This is a genomic window from Aminobacter carboxidus (genome assembly GCF_014863355.1).
Lineage (GTDB): Bacteria > Pseudomonadota > Alphaproteobacteria > Rhizobiales > Rhizobiaceae > Aminobacter > Aminobacter carboxidus.
The window spans coordinates 245,946-272,142 of the sequence record NZ_JACZEP010000005.1; the positions used below are offsets into that span (position 1 = coordinate 245,946).

Genomic DNA, 26,197 nt, shown 5'->3' on the forward strand with positions numbered 1-26,197 from the left:
TCTGCCGCGGGCGTGCAGCAGCTTGCCAATGGACCGGGATAGTTGTCAGGCGAGGGTGGAAAGGACGATTGCGGCGAAAGCTGCGATCCACACGGTTTCCGCCACAATGATCGCCATGGCCCGGGGGCCGACTTCGAAGAAATCCTTCAGCGACGTTTTCATGCCAAGCCCGGCTATGGCTATCACCAGCGCCCATCGCGACGCATCGGCCAGGACTGTTGAAGCCTGCGCTGGTATCAGACCGACACTGTTGATGATCACCAACAATACGAAGCCTAACAGGAAAAGCGGAAATCTGGCGCGCGTGCCCAGTCCCGAACGGGTCATGAGAAGGGTGATGGTAGCGACCACGGGCACCAGCATGGCGACGCGCAACAGCTTGACGATGGTGGCCGCGTCGCCCGCCTCCTGCGAGATCGAGTAGCCGGCGCCGACCACCTGGGCCACATCGTGCACGGTCGCCCCGATGAAGATGCCGGACAGCCTGTTATCGAAGCCGAAAAATGAAGCCAAGACAGGATAGGCGATCATGGCGACCGTGCTCAGCGCAGTCACGGCGACAACGGTGAAAATCGTGTCACGCTCGGATATGCCGCGCTCTCCCTTGGGCAAAACCGATGTCAGCGCCAACGCTGCCGAAGCGCCGCAAATTCCGACCGCACCGCCACTGAGGATGCCGAATGCGGCCGGGCGACCAAAAAACCGGCCGAGGCCTAGGCCCAGCAGGATGGTTGTCGCCAGGCCCCCGATCGCCAGAAAAATCGGGAGAGGTCCAAGCGCCATCATGTCCGAAAGCGTGATCCGCGCTCCAAGCAGCGCCACGCCGATCCGCAGAACCGAACGGGAAGCCAGGGCCACACCGGGAATGAACTTTCCAGCCGGATCAATGAAGTTGAACGCCATTCCCAACAACAAGGCAAACAGCATGACAGGCGCGCCATAGTGAGTGCTCAGAAAGGTTGCCGCCATCGCGACCGTCAGGCAAAGCACCATGCCGGGCATGATTTCGCGCGCGCCCTCGGGCGTCAGAAAGCGGGGCCAGACCAAGGTCGTCATTGCCGTCCAGCTCCACCGAAATAGGCTCCAGGATCGAGGCTGGGCTCCATCGGCCTTGCCTTCCTTGTTCTGTGGGGGGTGTTCAGGTCAGCCGGATCGGCTTTCACGCCTTTTCCGCAAGGTCGCGATAACCGTCGCGCGACTGCGGCAGCTTCATCTCGAGAACTGCCGAGGCGACCTGATTGCGCAGCATCTGCGCCGTGCCGCCGCCTATCGTGAACATGCGCGCATCACGAACCATGCGTTCCATGGGCAAATTGCGTGAATAACCCATCGCGCCATGGATCTGCAGCGCATCGTTGGCAACCTTGATCGCCGTCTCGGATGCAAGGATTTTGGCCTGGGCAGCTTCCTGCATGCTGGGAAAGCCGGTCCCGGCATTGATCGCCGCCTTGTAGATAAGCGCCTGCGAGGCGGCGAGGCCGATCGACATATCCGCAAGCATCCACTGCAGACCCTGGAACTCGGCAATCGGGCGACCGAACTGCTCGCGCGCCTTGGCGTAGTCGCGCGCGATCTCGAAGGCACCTTGGGCGATCCCGTGCGCCACGGTCGCAGCACCGACGCGCTGGGCGTTGTAAGCGCTCATCAAAGCGGCGAAGCCACGGCGGAAGCCATGAGGCGGACGCACGACCATGGCTTCGGGCACCTCGAGATCCTCGAAATGCAGATGGGTCTCGGGAATGCCGCGCAGGCCCATGGCCGGCTCGCGCTTGCCAACCCGCAAGCCTTGCGATTCTCCACGAATGGCGATGAACCCGCCAATGCCCTGTTCCTCGCCGTTTTCAATGACGCGGGCAAAGATCAGGTGCACCTTGGAGACGCCGCCTCCGGTGATCCAGTGTTTTTCGCCGTTGAGAATGTAGCGGTCGCCTTTCTTGATCGCGGTCGTGGTCATCTCTGTTGCCGCACTGCCTGCCCCTGGCTCGGTGATGCAGATTGCCGGCTTGTCGCCCGCAAGGACGTAAGGCGCCACCTGCATTTTTTGGTCGTCAGTACCGTAGGCCATGATCGCGCCGATGCCGCCCATGTTGGCCTCGACCACGATGCGTCCGGTGACCCCACAGGTCCGAGCCATTTGCTCGATCACTAGGACCGCATCCAGATAGGTCAGCCCTCGACCGCCATATTCCTTCGGAATCGTCATGCCCATGAAACCGGCCTTGGTCAGCTTCTCGATGTTGTCCCAAGGGTATTCTTCGGTGAGGTCGACTTCCGCCGCACGCGCACGCACATGGCCTTCGGCGAGATCGCGCGCTTGATCCTGAAGCAGCTTTTGAGCGGGGCTGAGCTGAAACATCGAGTGTCTCCTCGTCTGGGGTTAGCTTGCAACGGGCCGGTGCTTGCGATCGGCGGGCTGGTTCAAGAATTCGTCGAGCACGGCTTTGGTGTCTGCCCCGCAAACCGGCGGCGGGCGACGATAGGTGACCGGCGTCTTCGACATCTTGATCGGGTTGCCGATCAGATCGACAACGCCGCCGCCTGCGAGCGGGTGAGGCATGGAAATCTTCATGTCCCGGGCTGCGACCTGATCGCTGTCGAAGACGTCTCGCAGCGTATTGATCGGTCCGCCGGGAATGCCGTTTGCTTCCATGCCGGCAATCAGGCTGTTCCTGGCGAGGAGACGCAGCTTCTCCGCGATCATTGGGATGAGCGTCTCGCGATTTTTCAGCCGGGCGGCGTTGGTCGCGAAGCGCTCGTCGTGTCCAAGTTCGGGGGCTTCGATGAGATCGCAAAAGCGCCGATACTGGCTGTCGTTGCCCACCGCCACGATGACGTGGCCATCGCTGGTTTCGAAAACCTGATACGGCACGATGTTGGGGTGCTGGTTGCCCCGGCGCACCGGCAGCTTGGCCGAAAGCAGATAGTTGGTACCCTCGTTGATCAGCCACGAGATCTGAGCATCGACAAGGGCGATGTCGATATGTTGGCCCTGGCCGGACATTTCGCTGTGGCGCAGGGCAGCCAGAATGGCGGTCGCCGCATACATCCCGGTCATGACGTCTGCTATGCCGACCGCCACTTTCGTCGGCTCGCCGTCGGCGGGGCCGGTCAGGCTCATGATGCCGCCATAGCCCTGGGCGAGTAGATCGTAGCCCGGCTTGTCGGAATTCGGGCCGGTCTGGCCGAAACCGGTGATCGAACAATAGACCAGGCGTGGAAATTGGTCTTTCAGGTCGTCATACGAAAGCCCGTACTTCTTGAGCCCGCCGACCTTGAAATTCTCAACCAGGACGTCGCAATGCGCCAGCAGTTCGCGGACGGTATCCGCCCCTTCCTGGGTGGCGATATCGAGTGCGACCGAGCGCTTGTTGCGGTTGGCGCAAAGGTAATAGGCGCTTTCCCCTGTGGCATTGCCGCTCTCGTCTTCGACAAAAGGCGGCCCCCAGGCGCGGGTATCGTCGCCGGCTCCGGGCTTTTCGATCTTGATCACGTCAGCACCGAGATCGCCCAGAAGCTGGGTGCAACTCGGACCGGCGAGAATCCGGCTCAGGTCGAGAATGCGAACGCCCGCGAGCGGTCCTTGAATATGCACGCTGCCCCTCCTGCCCAGTCGTCGCGTCCACGGTTCCCCGGGCGCCACCGGAGCAGGACATAAATTGAATGAAACCTAGACAACAGCGAGATATTATTTATTTTAGTGTGAGAAAATTTAACGCTATTTGTGACCCATGAATCTTCGCTTTCTTCAGGCCATTGTGGCTATCGCCGAACAGCCCAGTTTCACCGCAGCGGCCAGCGCGCTGGGCCTCAGCCATTCGGCCATCAGCTTGCAGGTCAAGACGCTCGAGGAGGAACTGCAGCTTCAGATCGTAGACCGCACCTCAAGACCGCCAACGCTCACCGACACCGGTCTTGCGCTGGTCGAGCATGCGAGGCGGATGCTCAAGATCGCTGACGATATTCGCGCCCTAACCAGCGAAGACAGTCTCGTCGGCACCGTGACGATCGGCGTCGTGCCATCGGTGCTCGTGAACCTGATCCCACCCGCGCTCGCCAGACTTCGCCTCACCCATCCCAAACTGCTTGTACGTATCCGCAGCGGACTTTCGGGCGAACTCGCCCAAGCCGTGCGTAGCCGGGACATTGACCTTGCGGTTGTTTCGGAGCCGCGCGTCCTTCCGGATGGACTGGCGTCCTTCCCGATCTGCCAGGAACCTCTGAATGTCATCGTCCCGCTTTCCATGGCCGACGCCGCTGACGAGGATATTCTGCGGGCTTATCCCTTCATCTGGTTCAACCGGCGAACCTGGGCAGGACAGCAGATCGAACAGCATCTTCTCGACCGCAAGATCCATGTTCAGCCGGTGATGGAGATCGATTCGATCGAAGCTGTGGAATCTCTTGTCGCGCACGGGCTCGGCATCTCGATCACGCCGACCCGAGCTTGCGCGCCCGATAACGGCAATCACTTGCGGCGCATCCCGTTCGGAACGCCGCAGAAGCATCGTTCCCTGATCATGATGATGCTTGAAAAAGGCCCACGCCGACGGTTGGCGGAAACCCTTTTGCGTGAGCTTCAACAGCTCACTGGTCATGGCTGAGTGGTAAGGCGCTATCGCCCGGCTAGGTCCAGCAACAGGCTCCACTGCAGCTTATAGAGCCGGAACCTGCCAAGAACGTTTGCCACTCGCCTATTTGGGCGAAGACGCAGCGTCGGGTGGACAAGACAATTTCCATGGGCCATGCACTATGTGAGCTGTTGCCTTCAATCCGATGCGTCGCCCCCGGAGCCCCCTGGCCGTAGTTGCTCTATGAGAAGCTTTGCCCCCCGGGAGAGATTGTGGTCGCGACGATACATGACGCCAACGGCACGGCATGGCTTGTCATGCTTGGTAGAACGGGGGTCAGTTCCATCAGCGCGAATCATAGCGAATGTGTGTGTGCGCCTTAACGGCATCGATCCTTCCCCCTTTAGCGGGAAGGATCGAGCGGCGATCATATCGCTATGTTAGCCGCCGAAGCCGAAGCCGACCGGCATGTCGTCCAATGAAATGCCCGAGGGTTCGAGGCTCTTGACGATCCATGTCTGGTTGTTGCCAATTCGACGGTTGTATTCCGCCCAGGCCGATACAAAGCTGCTGAAAACATCGTCCGCACCGTAATTCAGAGCGATCACCGAAGGCGTCGACAGCACCGGCGTAGGAACCCGAACGCTGCCGATCCCGGGAGCCTTTTTCGAGATCACCAGACCGTTTAGCATCGTGTTGACGAGGCCATCGGCCTTGCCGGTGGTGACAGCGACGATAGCTTCATCACGCGTCTTGAAGCGCAGGATGTTCGCTTTTGGCAGGTACTGTTGCGTGATGAGGTCCTGGGCTGAGCCGAGATCAACCGCGAATGTGTATTTCGGGTCGTTCAGTTCGCCCCAGGTCTTGTTGGCGAGTTCGTCTTTAGACGAAACTATGATGAAGCTATTGTAGTAGGTTGGGTCGGAAAACGACACCGACATCGCGCGGGCAGGCGTGGCCGTAACAGCAAAAGCCAAATCGACCTTGCCGCTCTGGACGTCGAGGATGGCATTCGACCAGCTAGACTCTACGATCTCAACCTTGACATCAAGGGTCTTGGCAATGTCGTTCGCCATGTCGATGACGAAACCTTGCCATTCGCCCGTCCGCGGGTCCTTGTTGAAATATGGGACCTCATTCAGGATCGCGGGGACGCGCAGCACGCCCCGGGCTCGAATGTCCTCGATCGTGCCAGCCGAGGCGACCGTCCCCATCATGGACAGCGCCATGACGGCAACGCCGCACATCTTTGTGAAGAATTTCATTTGTCTGGATCTCCCTTGTTCCTGGCCACCCTGGTGCATCCGTCCCCTCTCGGCTGGACACGGTCCGTGCGGTTCAAGGCAGCCTATCCCGGAAGCGATCCCGAGCAATGCTAGAGACCTAGAAGTGCTTATCTCATTTCTTGTATGTTGCCAGGCCTAGAGGGCTGGCGGCCTGAATTCCTCGTCTCGCGGGGGGTCGAGGAACGTCCCGACCAACTCGCTCAGGCAATCTTCGAAGAGCTGCTGCACCATGGGATGTTTTTGAAGAAAGCCGGCATTGCCGAAATAGACTCGAACCTCGGGGAGGTTGGACAGCCTGACGCTTTCGATCGCCACATCCTCCGGCTGGATGCACCAGAACGGGATGATCGAGAAGCCCAAGCCGTTTTCTACGCAGCGTTTGACGCTGGAGCTGCCAGAGGTGGAAAGCAGCGGCTGGACCTCGGCCCCGTTGCGGCTGAGATAATCGATGGAAAGGTTGCGCAGGGTTTGCCCTGGTTCGTAGGTGATGAACGGGCGTCCACGGGTCCACAGCGGAATGTCCTTCTGGTCTGGCGGCGGGCCCCAAGCACGGGGGTAGACCAGGCTCAGCCGGTAACTGCCCAATAGCCGCTGAGGTACGATGGGATCGCCGAAATATCGTTCCGAGATGCAGATATCGAGGCTGCCGTTCTTCACCAATTCGGCCAGGACCGTGTCGCGCTCGTAGACGTCGAGCTCGAGCTCCGGAAAACTCTGACGAAAGCGTGAGAGCACCTTGGGAAACAGGTAGAAGAAGATTGCCTGTGGCATGCCTATGCGCAGGGAAGACCGCTGGTTCTCGATCAGCTTCGTCAGCCGTTCGAGCATGATGTCCAACTCGGGGTGAAGCAGATTGTAGAGCGTCCGTCCTCGTGGCGTCAGGGCAATCCGTTTTGCACCCTGCTCGGAATCGATCAGCCTGCCATTCAGGATCTGTTCGAGGCGACGCACGTGATTTGCCGCTGATTGGTAGCTGAGATTCAGCTCGCGCGCGGCGGCGGAAAAGGAGCCGTGCCTAGCGACCTGATAGAATGTCTGGATCAATGTCAGGCTGATTTTCGCCATGGCTCCCCCGGAGGCGGATGATTGGGGATCAGATCCTTTTAGCCGATACAAATTTCGTGAACAACCAAGGCTGCGATCTTGTATCGACGGGCAGGCGCGGCCACCGCCAGTATTGGGCATCGCAAGTAGCCGGGCCGCTTCATCCGTGACAGCTCCATCGCACATATCATCGGCCATCATTGTCGGGGCGGGCATCGTCGGCGCGTCGGCTGCCTACTTTCTGACCGAACTAGGCGTGAAAGTACGCCTGCTCGAGGCACAAGCTCCCGCCGCGCAGGCAACTGGGGCGGCCGATGGGGCCGTTTCGGTCGCAAGCAAGCGACCGGGACCAATGATGTCTGCCGCGCTCGCCGGCATCGAGCTCTATCGCAAGCTTGCCCGGGACGGTCTATTTGCCGATGTCTACCAGACGCGCTCGAGTTTCATCGTTGCTGCCTCGGACGCCGAATGCGCGCTGCTGGAGACGCATGCAACAGCGCTGACAAGCGTCGGCGTGGGCATTGAAAGGCTTGCGGGCGAGAGGCTGAGGCAACGCTACCCGGTGTTGTCGCCCAACGCGCGCCTGGCGATCGAGGTCCAAGATGAGGGTCACGCCATCGGTTACAAGATCGTCCATCGGCTGCTGACGGCTGCTGGCGTCATCGTCGAGCGGGCCTCCACCGTGGACCGCCTTCTGGTCGATCATGACGGGTATGTGCGCGGTGTGGCAACTGAAAAGGGCGTGGTGCTGGCCGACGCAGTGATCATCGCGGCAGGCAACGGCTCGGCACGATTGCTTGGCCTCGATGGTGTCCTGCGTCCGCGCAAAGGACAGTTGTTGGTGACGGAGCGCGCGCCTGCTCTCAATGCGGCGATGCCCGGCGCGATCATGTCGGGCCGGTATTTGCTCAGCAAGGGCAGCCAGGCGGGCGATTTGGCCACCCGTTCCCGCGGATTCGGACTTGTCATCGATCCGTTAGGAACGGGACAGTTTCTCATCGGCGGCACCAGGGAAGACAGCGACGCAGGACAATCGAACGATCTGGCCGCGGTTTCGCGCATCCTCGCTGACGCAGTATCTTTGGTGCCTGGCCTTGCCGGCGTTCGCCTGCTCCGGGCCTTCGCCGGTGTGCGCACTGCAGTGGCTGATGGACTGCCGCTGGTCGGCGCGCTGCCGGGTCTGAGGAATGCATATCTGGCTACTGGCTTCGAGGGCGATGGCATCTGCCTGGGGCCGGTTGCCGGCAGGGCGATCGCGCAGCTTGCCTGCGCCAAGCACCCGGCTTTCGACATCACCGCGTTCGACCCGGGTCGGTTCGCTGGCATCGGAGTTGCCGCATGACGGACGAGACATTCCAATGGATGGCTCAAGAGATCCCCTTTCGCCAAGGCGAGAGCATAGCTGCCGCACTTGAGGCTCAAGACATTCAGACTTTCGGTCCCGACGCGTCGGGACAGGATACTCGCTTCTTCTGTGGCATTGGTGCCTGCCAATGCTGCCTCGTCAGGGTAGGCGGTTGCGTGACCGAAGCCTGCCTGACACCGGCCAGAAGTGGCCTATGCGTGGAAAGATTGGCAGGCAATGATGTTTGACAGGGACGTCATCGTGGTCGGCGGCGGTCCAGCCGGAATTGCGGCGGCAATCGAGGCTGCACGCGCCGGCCTCTCGGTCGACATTCTGGAACAACGACCAAGCCTTGGCGGCGCGATCTATCGCCAGCCAATCGAGGGTGTCGCGCCGATACGGCAATCCCGTGCCGCGCTCAACCGCTACGCAGAACTGATGTCCGCGCTTACCGCATTCGTTGTCGGCCTGCGCCACATGTCCGTATTTCTGGGTATGGACGGTGATGGGTTGGTACTTTTTGAGGACCGCGGCGCCGGCACCGTGAAATCCTTGAGGGCCCGCGCCGTCGTCATCGCCGTCGGGGCCGTCGAGACAGTCCACCCGCGTCCGGGTTGGCAGCTTCCGGGCGTTTCAACAGCGGGTGGTCTCCAGGTGATGATGAAAGAGACCGGCAGGCCTCCACAGCGGCGTGTGCTGCTTGCCGGGAGCGGCCCCTTGCTCGTCGCCGTCGCAGCTCAGATGATCCGGTTGGGCAATCCGCCGGTCGCCATAGTCGAGGCGGGCGATCCGTTCGGCAGCATCCGCGACGGTCTAGGCCTGCTCAGGTTTCCCGGCCTGCTTGCCGACGCACTGTCTTATCTTCTGACCGTCGTTGCATCGCGTACGCCCTGGCAGCGAGGCACGACCCTGATGAGCATCGAACGCACCAGATCGGGCCTGGAGGCTACCCTCAAGGATCGCAATGGCACGATGAGGACCATGACGGCCGATCGCATCGGCCTTCACGATGGCATCCGGGCCAACGATTTCGGCCTGCATCCGGCAGCAATCGATATGCCGTGCGGTCCGATCGTAATCCACGCCGGGGACTGCCGGGAGGCGCTCGGTGCCGTTGCGGCCGCGGCCGATGGCGCGAGGGCCGGTCGCCAGGTTGCGCGGCTGCTCACGGCCGCTTCCTCATCGACGGACGAGATCGAACGCCAGCTTGTCCGGGAGCGAAAAGCACAGGCGCTACTTGCCCAGCTTTTTTCCCCCGTCAATCCACCCGCCCCGCTCTCTTCCCTGCCTCGTGACACGATCCTTTGCCGTTGCGAAGGCCGCACGGCAGGCGACCTGCACAGCCTGATCGGGCCATCCGATGTGCTGTCCGGCCGCGAGGTCAAACACAACGGCCGCTTTGCCATGGGCGCCTGCCAGGGCCGCTTCTGTGCCACCCATGTCGCTGCGCTTATGAACGAACTGAGACCGGGCCATCCACCGGTCCATGCCAAGGACCTGATCGGCCAGCGTTGGCCGCTGCGGCCCACATCCATTGCAGGCCTCACGCATGTCGCCTCGGACGACATCGAGAACGACCAATTCAGAAAGGTTGACGCGAACCTATGACGCAACTTCGAAAATCGGCATTCACCGCATCGAACGCGATGGCCGTCAACAATCCCTTCAATGGCGAGACCGTCGGGGAGATTGCCATAAGCTCGGCCACTGACATTGAGGCAGCCCTGCTACGGGCGAAGACGGTGCAGCAGGAATTTCGGCATTCGACGCCGGCCATCCGCCGTGCCTTGCTGAACACCCTGGCTGCTGAAATAGCTGCCGACGCCGAGACACTTGCGCGTATCATCTCTTCAGAGATGGGCAAGACCATCCGCGAAGCCCGCAACGAGGTTCGCCGTGCGCAGAACACACTGAAGCTCTCCGGCGACGCCGCCACTTTCCTTGACGGCGAAGTACTGCATTGCGGCATCGTCGAGGGCGGTGCCGATCGCTTTGCGACTATCACCTATGAGCCGGTGGGCGTGGTGGGGGCGATCACGCCATTCAACTATCCGCTGAACCTGCTGTGCCATAAGCTCGGGCCGGCAATCGCGGCCGGGAATGCCGTCGTGGCAAAACCGTCACCCAAGGCGCCGCTCGCGGCGAACCGGCTTGCCGAACTGGCCGAAAAGGCCGGCTGGCCGCAGGGCCTGTTCCAGATCGTTAATGGCGGCGCTGATACGGCGCAGGCTCTCGCGCGTGCCCCCATCGACTTGTTGTCGTTTACCGGCGGTCCGGTCGCCGGCTTGGCCCTGAAGAACGCCTCTGGCCTCGTCCGCTGCCTGATGGAACTCGGTGGCAACGATCCGCTCTTTGTCCTGCCCGACGCCGACATCGACAAGGCAGTGGCCACTGCCGTTGCTCATCGTTTCGAGATCGCCGGCCAAAGTTGCGCGGCCGCAAAGCGGCTGTACCTTCACCGAGACATCGAAAAGACGTTCACCGACAAGCTTCTCGCCGCCGTCGATGCCGTCGAATTCGGAGACCCCGCCAGGGACGACACCGACATGGGCCCGGTTATCGATATGTCGGCAGCAAAGACCATCGAGGATCGCGTGTTGGCGACGATCAAGGGCGGTGCCACCCTTCTGACCGGCGGCACCCGCGACGCGACGGTGATGGCACCGACGGTGATTGCGGATGTTGCGACAGATTCGCCTGTAATTGCCGACGAGACGTTCGGCCCGATTATCGCCATCCGTAGCTTCACCGATCCGCTTGCCGCCATCTCCGAGGTCAATGCGGGCGCCTACGGCCTCCAGGCAGGCGTGTTCACCAACGACCATGCACTCATCAAGACCTTTGCCCGCAATCTCGTCGTCGGCGGCGTGATGATCAATGAAGGGCCGGATTTTCGGGCCGAACACGTACCGTTCGGCGGTGTCAAGCGCAGCGGCCTCGGCCGTGAGGGCGTGCGCATCGCATTGCGCGAGATGTCCGAGCCCAAGGTGGTCATCGACTGAGGCGGGTGGAGATGCGCATCGGAGTCGTTGGCGCCTCTGGGCGTGTCGGAACAAGACTGGTCGAGTCTATCTTGGCCAATCCCGGCTTGGAATTGGCCGCTGCACTGGTTTCGCCCAGCTCGAACCTGATTGGCAGGCCAGTTGCGAACGGCAGCCTAGTGTATCGCCCGGCCGCAGCGGCGATGAAAAGCAACTGTGACGTGATGATCGACTTCTCCACGCCGGCAGCCTCCATGGCGCTCCAGAACGCCATGGGCGCTAAACGCATTCCGATGGTCATCGGGACGACTGGCTACACTGCCGAGCAGGATGCCAGACTGACGGCGCTGTCGCGCTTCCGGCCGCTCCTGATCAGCGCGAATTTCGCACTTGGCTTCGAGGCTTTCACGCAGGTCGCGTTCGGCTTCGCCCGGCAGTTGCCAGGAGTGGAGCCGACGGTCGTCGAAGCCCACGAGCATAGCCGGCCCAGCGCGGTGTCCGGGCCATCGGACCTGCTGGCCAAAGGTCTTCAGGCCGAACGCAGCAGCGTGATGGGCTTTGCGGCAGGAGCCACCACCGTTGTCACGCGCCGGAAAAGCAATACAGCGGGGTTCAATGAGGTGCGTTTCAACCTCGGCTCCTGCGAAGTCTCCCTGACGTTCGTCGTTCACACGCTTGCGGCCTACGCCGAGGGCGCGATTTCGGCTGCGCAATGGCTCGTTTCCGAAGCGCCTGCCATCGGTCGGTTCAGTTGTGCGGATTGCTTCAAGATAAGATGAGGAACCTAGGCAATGGATAACCTGTCTCAACGTTTCGCCGGCGTGTTCACGGCACTCGTCACTCCCTTCAGAAGTGACGCCGTCGACTGGGAGGCGTTCGATGCACTGGTAAACCGCCAGATCACCGCTGGTGTTGCCGGCCTGGTACCTGTCGGCACCACTGGCGAGGCCGCGACCCTGTCCGATGATGAGGCCGATCAACTCATCGCGCGCACGGTGAAGCTGGCCGACGGGCGTGCGCTGGTTATGGCGGGCGCGGGCGGCAATGACACGAGAAAGACCGTCGATAAGATACAGCGTGCTGAAAAGGCCGGCGCAGACGCAGTGCTCGTCGTCACGCCATACTACAATCGGCCAACGCAATCAGGTCTTGTCGCCCATTACACTGCGGCGGCGCAGGCGACGTCGCTGCCGGTGATGCTCTATTCGGTACCGGGCCGATGCGGCATCGAGATCGCGCCGGATACCTGTGCGGCCCTGATGGAGCGATGCGCCAATATCGTTGCCATCAAGGAGGCGGGAGGTTCGGCAACTCGCGTTACACAGCTTCGTGCTGCCTGCGGCGAAAAGTTGATTATCCATTCGGGCGATGATGCTCTGACCTTGCCGTTCCTGTCGCTCGGCGCTTGCGGCGTCACCAGCGTGGTCGCCAATGTCGCGCCCACGCCAATGGTGGCAATGGTCGCGGCCTGGCAACAGGGAGAGGTCGCTCAGGCGCTCGCGTACCATGAAATGATCGCCGAACTTGTGGATGGAATGTTCGTCGAAAGCAATCCAGGCCCCGTCAAGGCGGCGCTGGCGCTTGCAAACCTTGCGTCTCCCGAGTTGCGTCTTCCGCTTGTGACGGTCTCGGACGCAAACAGGCAACGTCTTGCGGGCATTCTGTCCCGCTTCGGTTCGGCATCTTCGTCCTTACGATAAAATCGCTAAGCGGTCGGCGATTGTTTGCATTGCCGAATTGCGGCTTGCGATCAACTATCGGTGCGCCGGTGACAGGGGTTCGTTCGCTGGCCAACTCAAAACAGGGGAAACGAGCATGACCGAGCCTGCACCCATCAGGGATCGGACGAGCGGCAGGGAGTGGGCGCCGCCGATACCCGCCGGTCGACCCGAGCGCTGTTGTCTGGGCGCATTGGTCCGTATCGAGGGAGCCAGTGCATGACATATAACTGGGACTTTCACTCGGTCTGGCAGTATTACGATCTTTTCGTCTGGGGCCTGTGGATCAGTGTTGTCTACACCTTCGCCTCGATCCTATTTGGTGTGCTGATCGGTTTTGTGGCCTGCGCTGCGCGGCTTTCGCGCTGGCGGGTTCTCAATTTGATGGCGCGCGCCTACCAGGAGATTTTCCGCTGCACGCCGTTGCTGGTTCAACTGCTCTGGTTCTACTATGCATTTCCGTTGCTCGTCGGCGGCTCGATCGACAACAGGGTTGCAGCCCTGCTGACCTTGTCGCTTTATGTCGGCGCCTTTTACGCCGAGATCTTCCGAAGTGGCATCGTGTCGATCGACAAGGGCCAGCGAGAGGCGGCCGCAGCCATCGGGATGAGCCCGTGGCAGTCGATGAGGCGCATCGTACTGCCCCAGGCGCTCAAGCGGATGCTGCCGTCCTTCATTAATCAGTCGGTCATCCAGTTCAAGAATACCTCGCTTGTCTCAGTCATCTCTGTGGCCGACCTCGCCTACATGGCCGCGGTCGTGAATGGCCAGACCTACAGGCCACTGGAATCCTACACAGTGATGGCCCTCCTCTATATTGCCATGCTGCTACCGCTAACGCAGGCGGCGGACTGGATCGAAAAACGCCTTCGGGTCAGCGATTAACGGAAACGGGCCATGAAAACCAACGCCAATTCTACCGCAGCCGTGCCGGTGATCTCAGTCGTCGGCCTGCGCAAGAGCTACGGTTCGCACGAGGTGCTCAAGGGAATTGACCTTTCACTGCTCCGTGGCGAAGTGGTTGCCTTGATTGGCCCGTCCGGGTCTGGCAAGTCGACCCTTATCCGGTGCCTTAACATGATGGAGACGCCAAGCCAGGGCGTCGTGAGCTTCCGTCAACAGGACGTGGGCGACCGCTTCCGCGACACTGGCGACAAGATCGGCATTGGAACGCTGCGCCGCCATGTTGGAATGGTGTTCCAGCACTTCAACCTGTTCCCGCACAAGACCGTGCTACAGAACGTGACGGAAGGGCCCATCGTGGTCTGCGGTCGCCCGCGGCAGGAAGCCGATGCCCTGGCAATGGACCTCTTGAACCAAGTCGGCCTTGTCGACAAGCACGCGGCCTATCCCAACCATCTCTCTGGCGGTCAGAAGCAGCGCGTGGCGATTGCCCGTGCACTAGCCATGGAACCGGAGGTGCTGCTGCTCGACGAAGTGACGAGCGCGCTCGACCCCGAACTGGTCGGCGAAGTCCTGGCAGTGATTAAGCGACTGGGGGAGGGTGGTATGACCATGGCCATCGTTACCCACGAAATGTCGTTCGCCGCCGAGGTGTCGAGCAGGGTCCTGTTTCTTGACCACGGCATCATTGCCCAAGAAGGCCGGCCGGACGACATCATCTTGAATCCGCAGAACGAGCGGCTCCGGTCTTTCGTTTCGCGCTTCAAGTCCTGAGGGCGCAATGGAGAAGTTCAAGCTCACCATATTCGGTGCAGGCAATGTAGGCACGGCACTAGCTGTAACCCTCACCAAAAACAGCGACTTCGCGATCCAACTCGTCGACCACAACGAAGATGCACTCCATCGTGCGCGGGCCTTGAACATTGATGCCGGTTTTCGAGCCTTAGGCGGAGGTGAAGAACTGGATCCGATCTTGTCGGGCCAGGACATGGTGGTTTCCGCCGTGCCTGACATTACGGTACCACGGATCGCTGCGGCGGCCGCCCGAGCCGGCGTGCACTATCTGGATTTTTCAGCCGCGAAGGACCATACGCGGTCCGTCCTCGAGCCGCTGTCCCGGAGGCGGGCTGTCATGACCGGCTGCGGCGCCTCACCAGGAATCGTCGAGAATATTGCCTTTGGATTGTTGCGCGAGTTTTCGCCGGTTTCCGATCTCATTATTCGACTTGGCGCAATTCCACGATATCCGAATAACAGGCTTGGCTACGGTCAGATATGGAACGTCGACGGGCTGATCGACGAATACACCCTACCCAGTATGGCCATACGTGACGGGCAACTGGTGGCCCTGTCTCCGCTGGAGGACTACGAACGCTTTTGCGCAGAGGGTGTCAACTACGAGGCTTTTGCCACATCGGGAGGAATTGACTGTCTCAAGCTATTGTCCGTTTCCACTCTGAGGAACGCAACGTTTAAGACTATCCGCTATCCAAATCATCTCGAATATATGCGGTTCCTGCTTGATGACCTTGACTTGCGCCACCGCCGCGACATGCTGAAATCCCTGCTCTACAACGGACTGCCGGTGATAGAGGACGACGTGGTTCTGGTCGTCGTCACCGCACGGGGCTATCGCGGACGCCAGCCGACGGAACGAACTGTTTGCCACCGCTTTGCATCGGTCCGAAGCCTCGGACCATTCAACGCTTTGACGCAGTTAGCGGCGGGCTATGCAGGTTCGCTGATTTCTGCGCTGCAGGAAGGAAGTATACCGCTGCAAGGTACCGTAGTACATCACGGAGCCGAGATAGCTGAGTTATTGTCGAGCCCATACCTCAGTCCGCTGCTTGTCGAATGACGGTGATCAACGAGTTCTGTCGCAACGAGCATGACCTTGTTGGGCGGGTCCACATTGGACATGACCGCGTTGTACTGAACGAGCAATTGCCAACGACCAGCCCTGAGAACGCTATGAGCGTAGGAAGGCACGTTCGCTGGTCATGTCCGCTGGAAACGACTTTTCTGCCATTCCGATGCGGCCGCGCAGACCAATGGGGGGGTCTTATCAGTCAAAATACCAAAGGTGGTCTCTTCAATTCTCGCGTGGAGAGCAGACTGGGACTATCAGAGTGCCATCCTGAACGTCCGCCAACGATAATGGATGCGCCGCAAGATGCCGGGCCGCAATCGGCCCCGGCTCTGCCGTCTGGCGGGACCGAATAAACGACAGGTTTCGGTGGGCCGGCGGCACTACGACGGCCCATACTGAAGTCGTCCAGGCCGTGGATTCATGGCTACGCGCGGTGATGGTGCGCACCAGACCTCAGGAAACCGCAAGCACGGTGCCCGTGTCATACTGGCGGACGAAATCCACGCGCGCGCCGTTCCAATGGTAGCAGTAGTGCCGTCCCTGCTTCGGGATACTCACGACATCCGGCCAGAAGGCTCCGACACAGCTTCCGCCAGGCATCCGAACGCTGTTCCAGTTCATTCCGTCGCTTCCAGCCGCCCGCAGTCCCCGCCCTTCGGCCTGGGAAGCGACATAGTCGTTCGGGTGCAGAACTGCGGGAACGGCGTTCACGTCGTCGAGGTCGCGATCCACACTCCCAATGAGGACCCTGAAGTCCGAGGTCCAGCCGGCATCCTCAGTGGTGGCAGCCATTAATCTCTCGTGATGATGGATGGTCTCCGCGAGCGCCACCTCCTCGCTGTTGCCGGCGTAATAGATGCCGTAGGTCCCGTCCGTGAACCTCCCTGGCCGGAGCGGCGAACAGTGAACGAAGGGAGCCATGACGTAGCTTGCGCCGGCTCCTGCGACACGCCGGTGAGCAGGAACCTTGCCGAGGTCGCCGACTTCGAGCCTGACGCGCGGATTGGTCTTTGCCTCGACGGACACGAGCGCTTCCCAGTCCTTGGGATCGGCGATGTCATCGAAAAGGTCGATCGGAGGGTGGATAGAGCGGATAATGCGGTAGGTTTGCGGCCATTTGACCCGGCGGCGTACCGCCAGTCCGCTCACCACGCTCCACGCTCCGCGTCGAGCCACTCGCGGAGCGCCGCGAGGTCCGAGATCTCGCCTCGCAGCATCAGCTGCAGCGCTGACTGGTCCCCAAACGCCGAATTTGGTTTCCTGATCCAAGCATATCCGCGGGCCGGCTCCTTGAAGAGGTAGCGCAGCCCCTTATGGATGCCCATCAGGTGGGCCATCCTCGTCCGGAGGTCGCGGTCGATCCTCCCGTGCGCGCCATCCTTCCACCGTGCCCATGTACGAGCGGACATACCGCCGAGCAGACTGCATGCTTCCGCGTCAGTCAGGCTCCACGCTTTGAATAGGTTTACGGTGGTGCGCGCCAGGGCATCGGCCTCGTCATCGGAGATGGCGGGACTTGCGGTGTTGGCAGGGGTGACGACAATAGGCTGCAGTCGCATAGTTTGCCTCCATTTGGCATACATACACATTCTGTTTGCCATTTGGCAAGGCGAGCCACGCAGAACCGATGACTGGCGCGCTGGACGGCCGTAATGGATCGACTTGCGTCTCCTGGCTGAACCGGCGCGAGGTCATGTCGTCGATCAGCCGCTGGCGCGGCGGGCTGATGCGAGCATCGAGAACAGGTGGGGCATGATCAGGCTCCTTATTGAAGAAGCCCGTCATGCTCTGCCGCTTCCAGACGACGCTCAATGCAAGCGCACGAACGGCTCGAACTCTTTACCTCACCGCGCGCGCCCTCCCGCGCAGCGGTTCATCGGCCCGTTGCCACCTTTCCTGCAGGCTTAGCGTGAGTGGCCTCACCAAGATGCGACAGACTGCGCAATCTACCGGCAAGAGAGCGTTTGAGGAGAGGGGATGGTAGCGCCCTTAGCGCGCTATTTGACTGCTCGCCAGTCAGATTAAGTGGTTGGCCACGAACCGTTGGTGAAGCCAGTCATGACTTCCGCATAGGCGAGGGCTTCGCTGGCATTAGCTTTTCGCGGATGCGCATGGCCCGGCCATCCGGATGTTCAATCTCAAAAGCACTAGTCTTGCGGACTAGGTCACTTAGCTTGCGGAAGCCGAAATTGCGGGGATCGAAGTCGGAAGATAGGTTCGCCAACTGCTTACCTACCGCGCCCAGCGTCCTATCGGGATGCTGCAACCAAACCTGCCGGGCCTACCACCCGTCGCAACGATCGATCGGGCTCATTTCATTGGGAACAATCAAGCTCAAGCCGATGTTGTTGAATGAGGCGTTGCACCGAACTGCCTAATCCAGGATCGCTTTCAGGAACTCACGTGTTCTATCTTCACTTGGATCGGTGAAAAGCTCTTCCGGCGTCCCTTCTTCCCGGATTTGCCCGCGGTCGAAGAAGCAGACACGGTCGGATATCTCGCGTGCAAACCGCATCTCGTGGGTTACGAGCAGCATGGTCAGGTCGTGTTCTTCAGCAAGCCGGCCGATAACCGTAAGCACCTCGCCCACCAATTCAGGGTCGAGTGCCGAGGTTGGTTCATCAAACAACAGGATGCTGGGCCTCATCGCAAGTGCACGCGCTATACCGACACGTTGCTGCTGCCCTCCAGACAGCTGATGCGGGAACTTCTTCGCTTGATCGGCAAGGCCAACCAGATCTAGTAGTTCCTCGGCGCGTAGATGCGCGTCCTTCCTGCTAAGGCCCAGTACTTTTACTGGCGCTTCGGTGATGTTGCGCATCACCGTCATGTGAGGAAACAGGTTGAACTGTTGAAAAACCATGCCCAGTTTGGAGCGCATCCGGCGCAGATGCCCTTCGCCAGCCGGCAGTAGCGCGCCCTCGCGCAGTTCATGCCATAGTGGTTCGCCGTCGACATAGACAACGCCGCCATCTATCCCCTCGAGCGTCATCAGGATACGCAGCACCGTCGACTTGCCCGACCCTGAAGGACCGATGATAGAGACCTTTTCGCCTTTCTTCACCTCGAAATCGAGCTCGTCGAGCACGGTGAGGTCTCCAAAACGTTTGACCACCTTGTCGAATCTTATGATGGCATCGGTCATTTCAACGGAAGTCCTTGCTTGGGGAGATGGGTGTCGAGCACACGGACGCCTGCCGAGGCCACCAGCGTCATGATGAGATAAAGGCAGCCAACCAGCGACAACGGTACGAGATAGTCGAAGGTGCGGTCGCCGATGATCTTGGCGACGTTGAGCATTTCGAGAACGGTCACAACCGACAGCACTGGAACGTCCTTCATGATCGAGACCAGATAGTTGCCCATTGCCGGCACGATGCGGGGCACTGCCTGCGGCACGACAATGTGTGTGAAGGTGTTGGCAGCAGATAGGTTGAGAGCACGGGCCGCCTCACGCTGGTCTTTGCCGACAGCCTCGATGCCGGCGCGGTAGACTTCCGACGTATACGCGCTGTACTGAATGCCCAAGGCGAGCGCCCCGGTCATGAAAGCCGGCAGCACGATGCCGTATTCGGGTAGTACGTAGTAGAGGAAGAACAACTGTACCAGCAGCGGAGTGTCGCGAATGAACTCGGTGACGAGTTTTGCCGGCCAGGCAACGAACCGCGACTGTGCGCTCTTGAGAACGGCGAGAACGAGCCCGAGTACCAAAGCGACGAAGAAGCCCAGTACGGTCGCCTGGATTGTCACCCACATGCCAACCAGCAAGATAGGCAGGATGGAGATGGCAAAGTTCAACGGGTTCGTCAGGTCCCATTCGAAGCCGAAAAGCATGAGATTAGCTCCCCGCCATACGCCATCGACCGGCGAAGCGTTCGACAATGCGCATGATGATTGTGAGCACCACAGCCATTCCGAAATACATCAACAGCAGCAACGTGTAGATTGTGGTGCTGTCTTGGGTAAAGTTGCGGATCTGCTCGGCGCGAAAGGTCAGATCGCCGAGGCTTATCAGTGAAACAAGCGCGGTATCCTTGAGGTTCTGTACAGCCAGGTTGCCGAATGAAGGCATCATCTCAGGAATAGCCTGTGGGATGACGATGTTGAACAGCGTCTGCCTTGGCGTGAAGTTAAGGGCACGCGCCGCTTCGCGCTGGTTCTGGTGTACAGATTGGATGGCGCCGCGCACGACTTCAGCACCATAGGCGCCGATGTTGAGGCCAAGTGCCAGCACGCCGGCAACCACTGGCGGCAGCCGCAGGTCGATACCGATTGCCATGCCAGCCAAGGGGAGAGCGAAATACAGCCAAAATAGCTGCACGAGCAACGATGTGCCGCGGAAGACTTCGATATAGCCGACCGAGACGCTCTTGATTGCCAGGTTGGATGACAGCTTGCCTATGCCGAAGACAAAGGCGAGAACCCCGCCCAAGATTGTGGAATAGACGGTGAGTTGGACTGTGACCCACGCGCCCTCCGTCAGGGGAAGGAGATATTCAGACCAGTGCATGAGTTGATTCCGCGAGAAAGGTATTCAGAACCGAAAAGGCGGGCGCCGGGGCACCCGCCTCGATCGCGACTATTCCGTCAGCTCAGTCGGCGCTGCAAAGATCGGCTGTGTTGTGAGCCGTCGATCCCGAAACGTCAGCTTCGGTGAACCCGTAACCGGTCACGATTTCCTTCCACTCCGGCATTTTCTTGAACTCGGAGAGTGCCTCATTCACGGCATCACGCAGAGTTTCGTTGCCACTGGCGAATGTGAACCCGCCCCAACTGCGAACCTCTTTGCCGTTCACTACCGGATCGGCAAAGTCGGACGCCACTTCCACGCCGTCGTTCTGGTTGGCCAGTCCGCTCACCGTCAGGCTGGTAGCGGCATAGGCATCAGCCCGTCCGGTTGAAACCGTCGAGATTGCATCGGCGTTGGAGGCGATGGTCACGAGATTGCCTTCGGCAACGCCCAACGCCTGCATCATCTCCAACTGGTCGGCACCCGCCATGATCGCGACCTTTAGCGCGGGCTTCTTGGCGAAATCGTCATACGTCTTGATACCCTTCGGATTGCCTGCAGCAACCAGAAGTCCTTCGCCGTAGGAGGTATTGGGCTCGGAGAAAAGGACCGTCTTGCAGCGGTCGGGCAGGATAGCCATCTCGGCCGCCACCATATCGAAGCGATCCGCCTGAAGGCCGGGGATAAGCGAAGAAAAGCTGGTCGTCACCCATTCGATCTTTTCGATGCCGAGTTTTTCCATCAGCTTCTTGGCAACCGCGGGGCCGGCGCCGAGAGCCTCGCCCTTGGGGTCGACATATCCATAGGGGATCTCATTGGCGACGGCGATGCGGATCGTGCCCGACTTCTTGATCTGCCCAAGCGTCGCGGCATTGGCCAAGTTGAGTGCGAGTGCGGACATGGCAACGCCCGAAAGCGCCATCAATACGGTTTTTCCGAATCCGTTCATCTCTCATACTCCTGTTGTTTTGATATGCGTCGGTATTGTGGAGCCTGGATCAGCTTAGATCGATCGCGCCCCAGTTCAGGCCGCGGCATTCAGCTGGGACAAGTCGTCGGCTGCAGCCAGTTGCCGTGTTTCGATGAGCTCCCGATGCAGGCTTGTGACGGCCAGCTCGAAATCGGCCTCCTCAACGATCACCTGAAGGTCGACCTTGCGGACCAGGGCATGGATGCCTAGCGGCGCGATCTCAACCTTTGCCAAAGCGTCGATGGCGCGAGAGAGTATGGTGGGGTCTGCGATGTTGCGCCCGATGGCTGAGATCAGCGCGACCTTTCGCAGTGTGATTTCCGCGTTAGGGTAGGTGTTGGACAGGTCCGACTCGACCCTCTTGATTGCCTTCATCGAACCCTTGAGGAAGTGAGTGATCGTGTTGGCGTTGGAGGTCTTCGACAGGATCCAGATCTTGTGGCGCGTCAGCGCTTCCAGTATCTCGGCGTCATAGCCTTTCACCCCGACCATATCCTGGTCGTAGAACTCGAAGGCAAACACATTCTTCAACCCTGTGACAATCTCGACCTGGGCAGACTGAGCTGCAAGGTCGGCTCGTATCAGCGTACCCTCGTGGTCGGGCTCGAAGGCGTTGCGCACCCGCAACGGAATGCTGGCCTGGCGCAGGCTCTTGGCGGCGCGCGGATGGATCGCTTCCATGCCCATGTTCGACAGCTGGTCGGCAACGTCGTAGTTGGTTGCCCCGATCACACGGACAGCACCGGTCCCAACGATGCGTGGATCGGCCGAAGACAGGTGGAATTCCTTGTGAATAATGGCTTCACTGGCTTGGGTCACCACGGCCACGCGCGACAGTGTGACCTCGCTGTAGCCGCGGTCGTAACTGCGCAGAAGCGCTTCGGTGCACTGGGCGTACCCGGTCACGATCGGTAGTTCTCGGCTCAGTTCGACATCGGCGAACGCACGCCGGATGCACTCGTCAAGATCGTGCTGGACCCCTTCGCGCCAGCCGGTCAGATCGATAAGTCGGGCATTGACGCCGTGCAGATTGAGCAGCAGCACTGTATTGAAGGCGGACTGAGCCTCGCCCAGCGAACAGAGCATCTCACGCACTGTCAGCAGGTGATGTTCGAGCTGGAAGTGGCCGAAGGAACAAAGGCGCGCCAGGTCGATCATGCACGATCGCACGCCCTCTATGCGTTCCCGCACAAATCGATCGGCGGTCTGGCGCGCACCGTCGTCGGCGAAGACAGTGGCGTTGTGCGTCTGCATCCTCTCTGCTGCCACATTGAGCGCGTCGCCCCAGACCCAGCCGCCTTCCGCACCGGCAAACAGCGTATAGACACCCGGCTCGCCGGTCTTCTTGTGCTCGAGCAGGCTGTCGGTCACCCCTGCATAGGCCGAGACCACGAAAATGCGGTTGTAGAGAGCGTCTTCGCTGCGGTCACCTATCAGGACCGTATCGAGCAGTTCCTTCGAGCGGGACATCGATGTGCCGCCGATTTTTTCCACCGTGTGGGATCTGGTCGTGGTCATGATTTCTCCGGACGCCCCATGATCTGGCGGGGCGTCGTCTTCTGGGGCACGTCTGAGGGCGCGGATCAGGCCAGCAGGCCGCGTTCGACCTTTATCGGGCACGAAGGGCTGCGCGAACTCAGAAAGTCGGGTCGCGGCGCCTTTGCCGCGAAGGGCGCTCCGACGCGATTGCTCCAAGCATTGTAGACAAAAAACGCGTTGGAACGCGGGAAAGGCGTGATGTTGCCGTTCGATCCATGCAGCGTATTGCAGTCGAACAGAATGACGGTGCCTGCCTTGCCAGGTGCACATTCGATCCCGAACGCTTCGGCCATCCTCGACAGGGTCTGCTGCGAAGGCACGCCTACCTCTTGCTTCTGCAGCGAGGTCGCATGGTTGTTGTCAGGTGTTGCTCCCGCGCAAGAGACGAACGTCTTGTGCGAGCCAGGCATGAGCATCAGTGCGCCGTTGAGCGCATCGTTGTCAGTCAGCAGAACCGAAGCCGAGACTGCCCGCATCCGCGGCATACCGTCCTCCGCGTGCCATGTCTCGAAATCAGAATGCCAGTAGAACTCCTTTCCGGTGAATCCCGGCTTGTAGTTCAGCCGCGACTGGTGGAGATACACGTCGTCGTTCAGCAGAAACCCGGCACGCCCAGCGATGCGTTCGTCGCGTGCCAGGCGGTCAAACAGCGCGTTCTGCTGGTCCAGACGAAACACCGTCCGCACCTCCTTCGAGCCCGGTTCGGTGATGATGTTATTGGGATCAAGTTCGGCGTCGCCGGAGCGCATCCTTGAGGACTCGCCTTGCAGCGAAGCAATCTCTGACGGCGAAAATACGTCGTCGAGAACGAGGTATCCGTGCTGCTCGAATGCGCGCGTTTGATCATGGGTCAGCGGTGCATCCGGAGACCATTGGCCCCATACGGTAGGATCCTTGCGTTTGAGCCAGCGCTCTCCAGGTCGACGAGTGGGGTAGTCGTCGGGGCCGGCGACGACGGGTGCATGTAATGTCATGGCTTAGCCTTTCGTTTTGAGTGATGTCAGTCGGCAATCGCAGGCCGGACAATGGCCTCATACGAACCGTCTTCGCGGTGCACCTCTTGTCCGATGACGGGCGGATTGAAGCAGCAAGCCATGACCAGCTCGCTGTTGGCGGTAAGCCGGTGCCGGTCATGCAGGTTGAGTGCGTAGACGGTGCCCGCGCGGATCTGATGGACCTTGCCCGTGGCCAGGTCCTCGATTGTTCCCTCGCCAGAGATACAGTAGACGCTCTCGAAATGGTGCTTGTAGTGGAACACATGGCTCGTGTTGGCGTGAATGCGGGTGATGTGGAAGCTGAAGCCCATGCCGTCGCCGGCTAGCAGCAAGCGTGTGCTGTCCCAGCCGTCGGCGTTGACCAGGCGATCTGTCTGACGCGCGTGTTCCAACTCTCTGACTATCATGAGGTGACTCCTATTCGGCGGCGAGGCGCATGGCGCCCATGGTCATGGCGAACGCCGTTTCAAGCGTGTCCAGGCCGGCCGCAAATTGCTCTTTGGAAATGGTCAACGGGGCCAGGACTTTGACAATTTCGTCGTGGCTTCCCGAGGTTTCGATAATCAGCCCGCGCTCAAAACATGCCTGGCAGACGCTGGCGGCGTTTTTGCCGGAGCCAGCATCGATCCCCATCATCATGCCGCGGCCCTTGGTGGCCAGGCCATGGGTTTCGGCTACAGCTTCAAGGCGTTTGGCGAGATAGGCGGCCTTGTCGGCGACCTCGTTTTTGAACCTATCGTCGTTCCAGAATTTCTCCAGCGCTGCCGTCGCGGTGACGAAGGCATGGTTATTACCGCGGAAGGTGCCGTTGTGCTCGGCTGGCTTCCAGATGTCGTGCTCCGGCTTGATAAGCGTCAACGCCAGTGGCAGTCCCAGGCCTGAGAGCGACTTGGCCATCGTGACGATGTCAGGCGACAACCCCATGCCGTCGAACGAAAAGAACCCTCCTGTTCGCCCGCAACCGGCCTGGATGTCGTCGATGATAAAGAGCGCACCATGCTGGCGTGCTATGGCCTCGATTTTGCGTAGCCACTGGGGCGATGCGACATTGAGACCGCCTTCTCCCTGCACCGTTTCCACAATGATCGCCGCGGGCGCATCAATGCCGCTTGATGGATCGGAAAGCTGGCGATCCAGCATTTCGGCGGTATCGATGTCGGGCCCAAAATAGCCTTCGAATGCGGCGCGCGTGACGCCCGACAAGGGTGTGCCGGCACCGGCGCGATGCTTGGAATTGCCGGTCGCCGCCAACGCACCCATCGTGACGCCATGAAAGCCATTGGTGAACGCCACGACACTGTGGCGGCCGGTCACTTTACGCGCCAGCTTGATCGCCGCTTCGACGGCATTGGCGCCTGTTGGCCCAGTAAACTGCAGGCGATGATCCATTTCCCGTGGCTTCAGCACGATGCGCTCGAAGCTTGTCAAAAATCTCTGCTTGGCGTCGGTAAACATGTCCAGCCCGTGGGTGATGCCGTTCGCCGACAGGTATTCGACGAGAGCCCGTTTGAGGTCTGGGTCGTTGTGGCCATAATTGAGCGATGAGCAGCCGCTGAGAAAGTCGATATAGGCATTGCCTGCAGTGTCGTACAGAGTCGCGCCGATTGCCTTGTCGAACAGTCTGGGAAAGCTGCGGGAATAGGATCGAACCCGACTTTCGACCCGCTCAAAAGCGGTCGTTTCGGCGATTGTTCCAGTGGTGGGCATTGGTAGTCTCCCTGGCGTCCAAGATTGAACGCCGTTCGTGCCAGAAGCGTCAGGCGGCGAGGCGTGCCGCAGTGTCCCGGTGAAACGGGCCGATGGTGACGGCAAATTCGCTGTCATGCAGGTGGTCGAAATGGGCATCCCGCGAGAAATGAATACGCTGGGCTATCGGCGCATCGAGCTTGTGAGCGATGGACCTGAAGAGGGCCCACGACGCGGCATTGCACTCGGTGATGGTGCATTCGATATGCTTGATTTGGCTGCTGGCTTGCCTGGCCAAAACATCGGCAATGAGCTTCTTTGCCAATCCCTGTCGCTGCCCCACAGCGCTCACGCATATCTGCCAGACAAACAACGTGGATTGCTGGTGCGGGGGAATGTAGCCAGACATCCAGCCAACGATCTGATTGTCGCTTTCAGCGATCGCGCAGGTGGACGCGAAATGGCTGCATTGCAACAAATTGCAGTAGAGCGAGTTGTCGTCCAGCCCTGGCGTTTGGCGGATTAGCTGCCACACTCGTACGCCGTCGCCCGTGCGTGGCTTGCGAATGGCAGTCGGACCGCGAGTCGCCTTGATCGGGAGTGGAGTGCCGCCCGCCTTGCTGGACCCTATTTCATTCAACAAACCTACCACCAAAATTTTCTGATGCCGGAATTATCCCTGCTCGGCAATGGCATAAGCTTAGGTTTTACGAAATAAATGTCAACCGCATAAATTGGTCGAAAGCTCCTGCTCAGGCGCTTGGCGTCACGTATTATCTCAC

General features: G+C 60.2%; 26 protein-coding genes and 1 pseudogene. 10 read left to right on the plus strand and 17 right to left on the minus strand.

The genetic code is table 11. The features are described 5' to 3' along the window. Positions 1-45: 45 nt before the first annotated feature. The 3 genes from IHE39_RS17685 to IHE39_RS17695 all read right to left on the minus strand — a co-directional run bounded on the left by IHE39_RS17685 (position 46) and on the right by IHE39_RS17695 (position 3,592). Positions 46-1,056 carry a YeiH family protein gene (locus tag IHE39_RS17685; protein ID WP_192567403.1) on the minus strand — a complete coding sequence of 337 codons (1,011 nt, stop codon included), beginning with the start codon at positions 1,054-1,056 and terminating at the stop codon, positions 46-48. A gap of 103 nt (positions 1,057-1,159) precedes the next feature. Beyond that, the gene (acdA, locus tag IHE39_RS17690) at positions 1,160-2,356 is read right to left on the minus strand and encodes a 3-sulfinopropanoyl-CoA desulfinase (protein WP_192567404.1); all 1,197 of its coding nucleotides are present in this window, start codon (positions 2,354-2,356) and stop codon (positions 1,160-1,162) included. 21 nt (positions 2,357-2,377) lie between these two features. Then, entirely contained in the window at positions 2,378-3,592 is a 1,215-nt protein-coding gene (locus IHE39_RS17695) for a CoA transferase (protein WP_192567405.1), read from the minus strand. Between the two features lie 136 nt (positions 3,593-3,728). Between IHE39_RS17695 and IHE39_RS17700 the strand changes: the two genes are divergently transcribed. After that, positions 3,729-4,601: a LysR family transcriptional regulator gene (locus IHE39_RS17700; RefSeq protein WP_192567406.1), complete on the plus strand. Its 873-nt coding sequence runs from the start codon at positions 3,729-3,731 to the stop codon at positions 4,599-4,601. A 407-nt stretch (positions 4,602-5,008) separates the two neighbouring features. On the opposite strand, the gene IHE39_RS17705 is transcribed toward IHE39_RS17700, so the two are convergent. Both IHE39_RS17705 and IHE39_RS17710 read right to left on the minus strand, forming a co-directional pair. Next, on the minus strand, positions 5,009-5,833 hold the full coding sequence (locus IHE39_RS17705; protein ID WP_192567407.1) for a transporter substrate-binding domain-containing protein: 825 nt from the start codon (positions 5,831-5,833) through the stop codon (positions 5,009-5,011). A 156-nt stretch (positions 5,834-5,989) separates the two neighbouring features. Continuing rightward, entirely contained in the window at positions 5,990-6,919 is a 930-nt protein-coding gene (locus IHE39_RS17710) for a LysR family transcriptional regulator (protein WP_192567408.1), read from the minus strand. Between IHE39_RS17710 and IHE39_RS17715 the strand changes: the two genes are divergently transcribed. From IHE39_RS17715 to IHE39_RS17755, 9 genes are all read left to right on the plus strand, one after another. Then, positions 6,918-8,240, plus strand: a complete 1,323-nt coding sequence (locus tag IHE39_RS17715) for an NAD(P)/FAD-dependent oxidoreductase (protein ID WP_192567409.1) — start codon at positions 6,918-6,920, stop codon at positions 8,238-8,240. The two genes, IHE39_RS17710 and IHE39_RS17715, sit on opposite strands and share 2 nt — an antisense overlap. A gap of 20 nt (positions 8,241-8,260) precedes the next feature. Beyond that, a complete protein-coding gene (locus tag IHE39_RS17720) occupies positions 8,261-8,491 on the plus strand; it encodes a 2Fe-2S iron-sulfur cluster-binding protein (protein ID WP_246485550.1) in 231 nt (76 codons plus the stop codon). Then, positions 8,451-9,851 (plus strand): FAD-dependent oxidoreductase, encoded by a 1,401-nt coding sequence (locus tag IHE39_RS17725; protein WP_343070098.1) that lies wholly within the window; start codon positions 8,451-8,453, stop codon positions 9,849-9,851. The genes IHE39_RS17720 and IHE39_RS17725 overlap by 41 nt, the downstream gene beginning before the upstream one ends. Beyond that, on the plus strand, positions 9,848-11,245 hold the full coding sequence (locus tag IHE39_RS17730; protein WP_192567411.1) for an aldehyde dehydrogenase family protein: 1,398 nt from the start codon (positions 9,848-9,850) through the stop codon (positions 11,243-11,245). Before IHE39_RS17725 ends, IHE39_RS17730 begins: the two co-directional genes overlap by 4 nt. A gap of 11 nt (positions 11,246-11,256) precedes the next feature. Further along, positions 11,257-12,003, plus strand: a complete 747-nt coding sequence (locus IHE39_RS17735; RefSeq protein ID WP_192567412.1) for a 4-hydroxy-tetrahydrodipicolinate reductase — start codon at positions 11,257-11,259, stop codon at positions 12,001-12,003. 12 nt (positions 12,004-12,015) lie between these two features. Next, positions 12,016-12,924 (plus strand): 4-hydroxy-tetrahydrodipicolinate synthase, encoded by a 909-nt coding sequence (gene dapA / locus IHE39_RS17740; protein ID WP_192567413.1) that lies wholly within the window; start codon positions 12,016-12,018, stop codon positions 12,922-12,924. A 237-nt stretch (positions 12,925-13,161) separates the two neighbouring features. Beyond that, the gene (locus IHE39_RS17745) at positions 13,162-13,827 is read left to right on the plus strand and encodes an amino acid ABC transporter permease (RefSeq protein ID WP_192567519.1); all 666 of its coding nucleotides are present in this window, start codon (positions 13,162-13,164) and stop codon (positions 13,825-13,827) included. A 12-nt stretch (positions 13,828-13,839) separates the two neighbouring features. After that, entirely contained in the window at positions 13,840-14,619 is a 780-nt protein-coding gene (locus IHE39_RS17750; RefSeq protein WP_210327606.1) for an amino acid ABC transporter ATP-binding protein, read from the plus strand. Between the two features lie 7 nt (positions 14,620-14,626). Continuing rightward, on the plus strand, positions 14,627-15,703 hold the full coding sequence (locus tag IHE39_RS17755) for a saccharopine dehydrogenase family protein (protein WP_192567414.1): 1,077 nt from the start codon (positions 14,627-14,629) through the stop codon (positions 15,701-15,703). Between the two features lie 465 nt (positions 15,704-16,168). On the opposite strand, the gene IHE39_RS17760 is transcribed toward IHE39_RS17755, so the two are convergent. The 12 genes and pseudogenes from IHE39_RS17760 to ectA all read right to left on the minus strand — a co-directional run bounded on the left by IHE39_RS17760 (position 16,169) and on the right by ectA (position 26,067). Then, positions 16,169-16,867, minus strand: a complete 699-nt coding sequence (locus IHE39_RS17760) for an RES domain-containing protein (protein ID WP_192567415.1) — start codon at positions 16,865-16,867, stop codon at positions 16,169-16,171. Further along, on the minus strand, positions 16,861-17,274 hold the full coding sequence (locus IHE39_RS17765; RefSeq protein WP_192567416.1) for an MbcA/ParS/Xre antitoxin family protein: 414 nt from the start codon (positions 17,272-17,274) through the stop codon (positions 16,861-16,863). Before IHE39_RS17765 ends, IHE39_RS17760 begins: the two co-directional genes overlap by 7 nt. A 497-nt stretch (positions 17,275-17,771) precedes the next feature. Beyond that, positions 17,772-17,960: pseudogene (locus IHE39_RS17770) on the minus strand (OST-HTH/LOTUS domain-containing protein); the annotation flags it as partial. Between the two features lie 129 nt (positions 17,961-18,089). Next, positions 18,090-18,860, minus strand: a complete 771-nt coding sequence (ehuA, locus tag IHE39_RS17775) for an ectoine/hydroxyectoine ABC transporter ATP-binding protein EhuA (RefSeq protein ID WP_192567417.1) — start codon at positions 18,858-18,860, stop codon at positions 18,090-18,092. Then, on the minus strand, positions 18,857-19,549 hold the full coding sequence (gene ehuD, locus IHE39_RS17780; RefSeq protein ID WP_192567418.1) for an ectoine/hydroxyectoine ABC transporter permease subunit EhuD: 693 nt from the start codon (positions 19,547-19,549) through the stop codon (positions 18,857-18,859). Before ehuD ends, ehuA begins: the two co-directional genes overlap by 4 nt. Before the next feature lie 4 nt (positions 19,550-19,553). After that, entirely contained in the window at positions 19,554-20,225 is a 672-nt protein-coding gene (gene ehuC / locus IHE39_RS17785; protein WP_192567419.1) for an ectoine/hydroxyectoine ABC transporter permease subunit EhuC, read from the minus strand. Between the two features lie 82 nt (positions 20,226-20,307). Beyond that, positions 20,308-21,174 (minus strand): ectoine/hydroxyectoine ABC transporter substrate-binding protein EhuB, encoded by an 867-nt coding sequence (ehuB, locus tag IHE39_RS17790; protein WP_192567420.1) that lies wholly within the window; start codon positions 21,172-21,174, stop codon positions 20,308-20,310. A gap of 75 nt (positions 21,175-21,249) precedes the next feature. Further along, entirely contained in the window at positions 21,250-22,815 is a 1,566-nt protein-coding gene (locus tag IHE39_RS17795; protein WP_343070099.1) for an aspartate kinase, read from the minus strand. Next, positions 22,779-23,708, minus strand: coding sequence for an ectoine hydroxylase (thpD, locus tag IHE39_RS17800; RefSeq protein WP_192567421.1), 930 nt, complete (start codon positions 23,706-23,708; stop codon positions 22,779-22,781). Before thpD ends, IHE39_RS17795 begins: the two co-directional genes overlap by 37 nt. A 26-nt stretch (positions 23,709-23,734) precedes the next feature. After that, positions 23,735-24,136 carry an ectoine synthase gene (locus IHE39_RS17805; protein WP_192567422.1) on the minus strand — a complete coding sequence of 134 codons (402 nt, stop codon included), beginning with the start codon at positions 24,134-24,136 and terminating at the stop codon, positions 23,735-23,737. A 10-nt stretch (positions 24,137-24,146) separates the two neighbouring features. Continuing rightward, positions 24,147-25,436: a diaminobutyrate--2-oxoglutarate transaminase gene (gene ectB, locus IHE39_RS17810; RefSeq protein WP_192567423.1), complete on the minus strand. Its 1,290-nt coding sequence runs from the start codon at positions 25,434-25,436 to the stop codon at positions 24,147-24,149. A 49-nt stretch (positions 25,437-25,485) separates the two neighbouring features. Beyond that, complete coding sequence (ectA, locus tag IHE39_RS17815; RefSeq protein WP_343070100.1) at positions 25,486-26,067, minus strand: diaminobutyrate acetyltransferase; 582 nt, start codon at positions 26,065-26,067, stop codon at positions 25,486-25,488. Between the last annotated feature and the right edge of the window lie 130 nt (positions 26,068-26,197).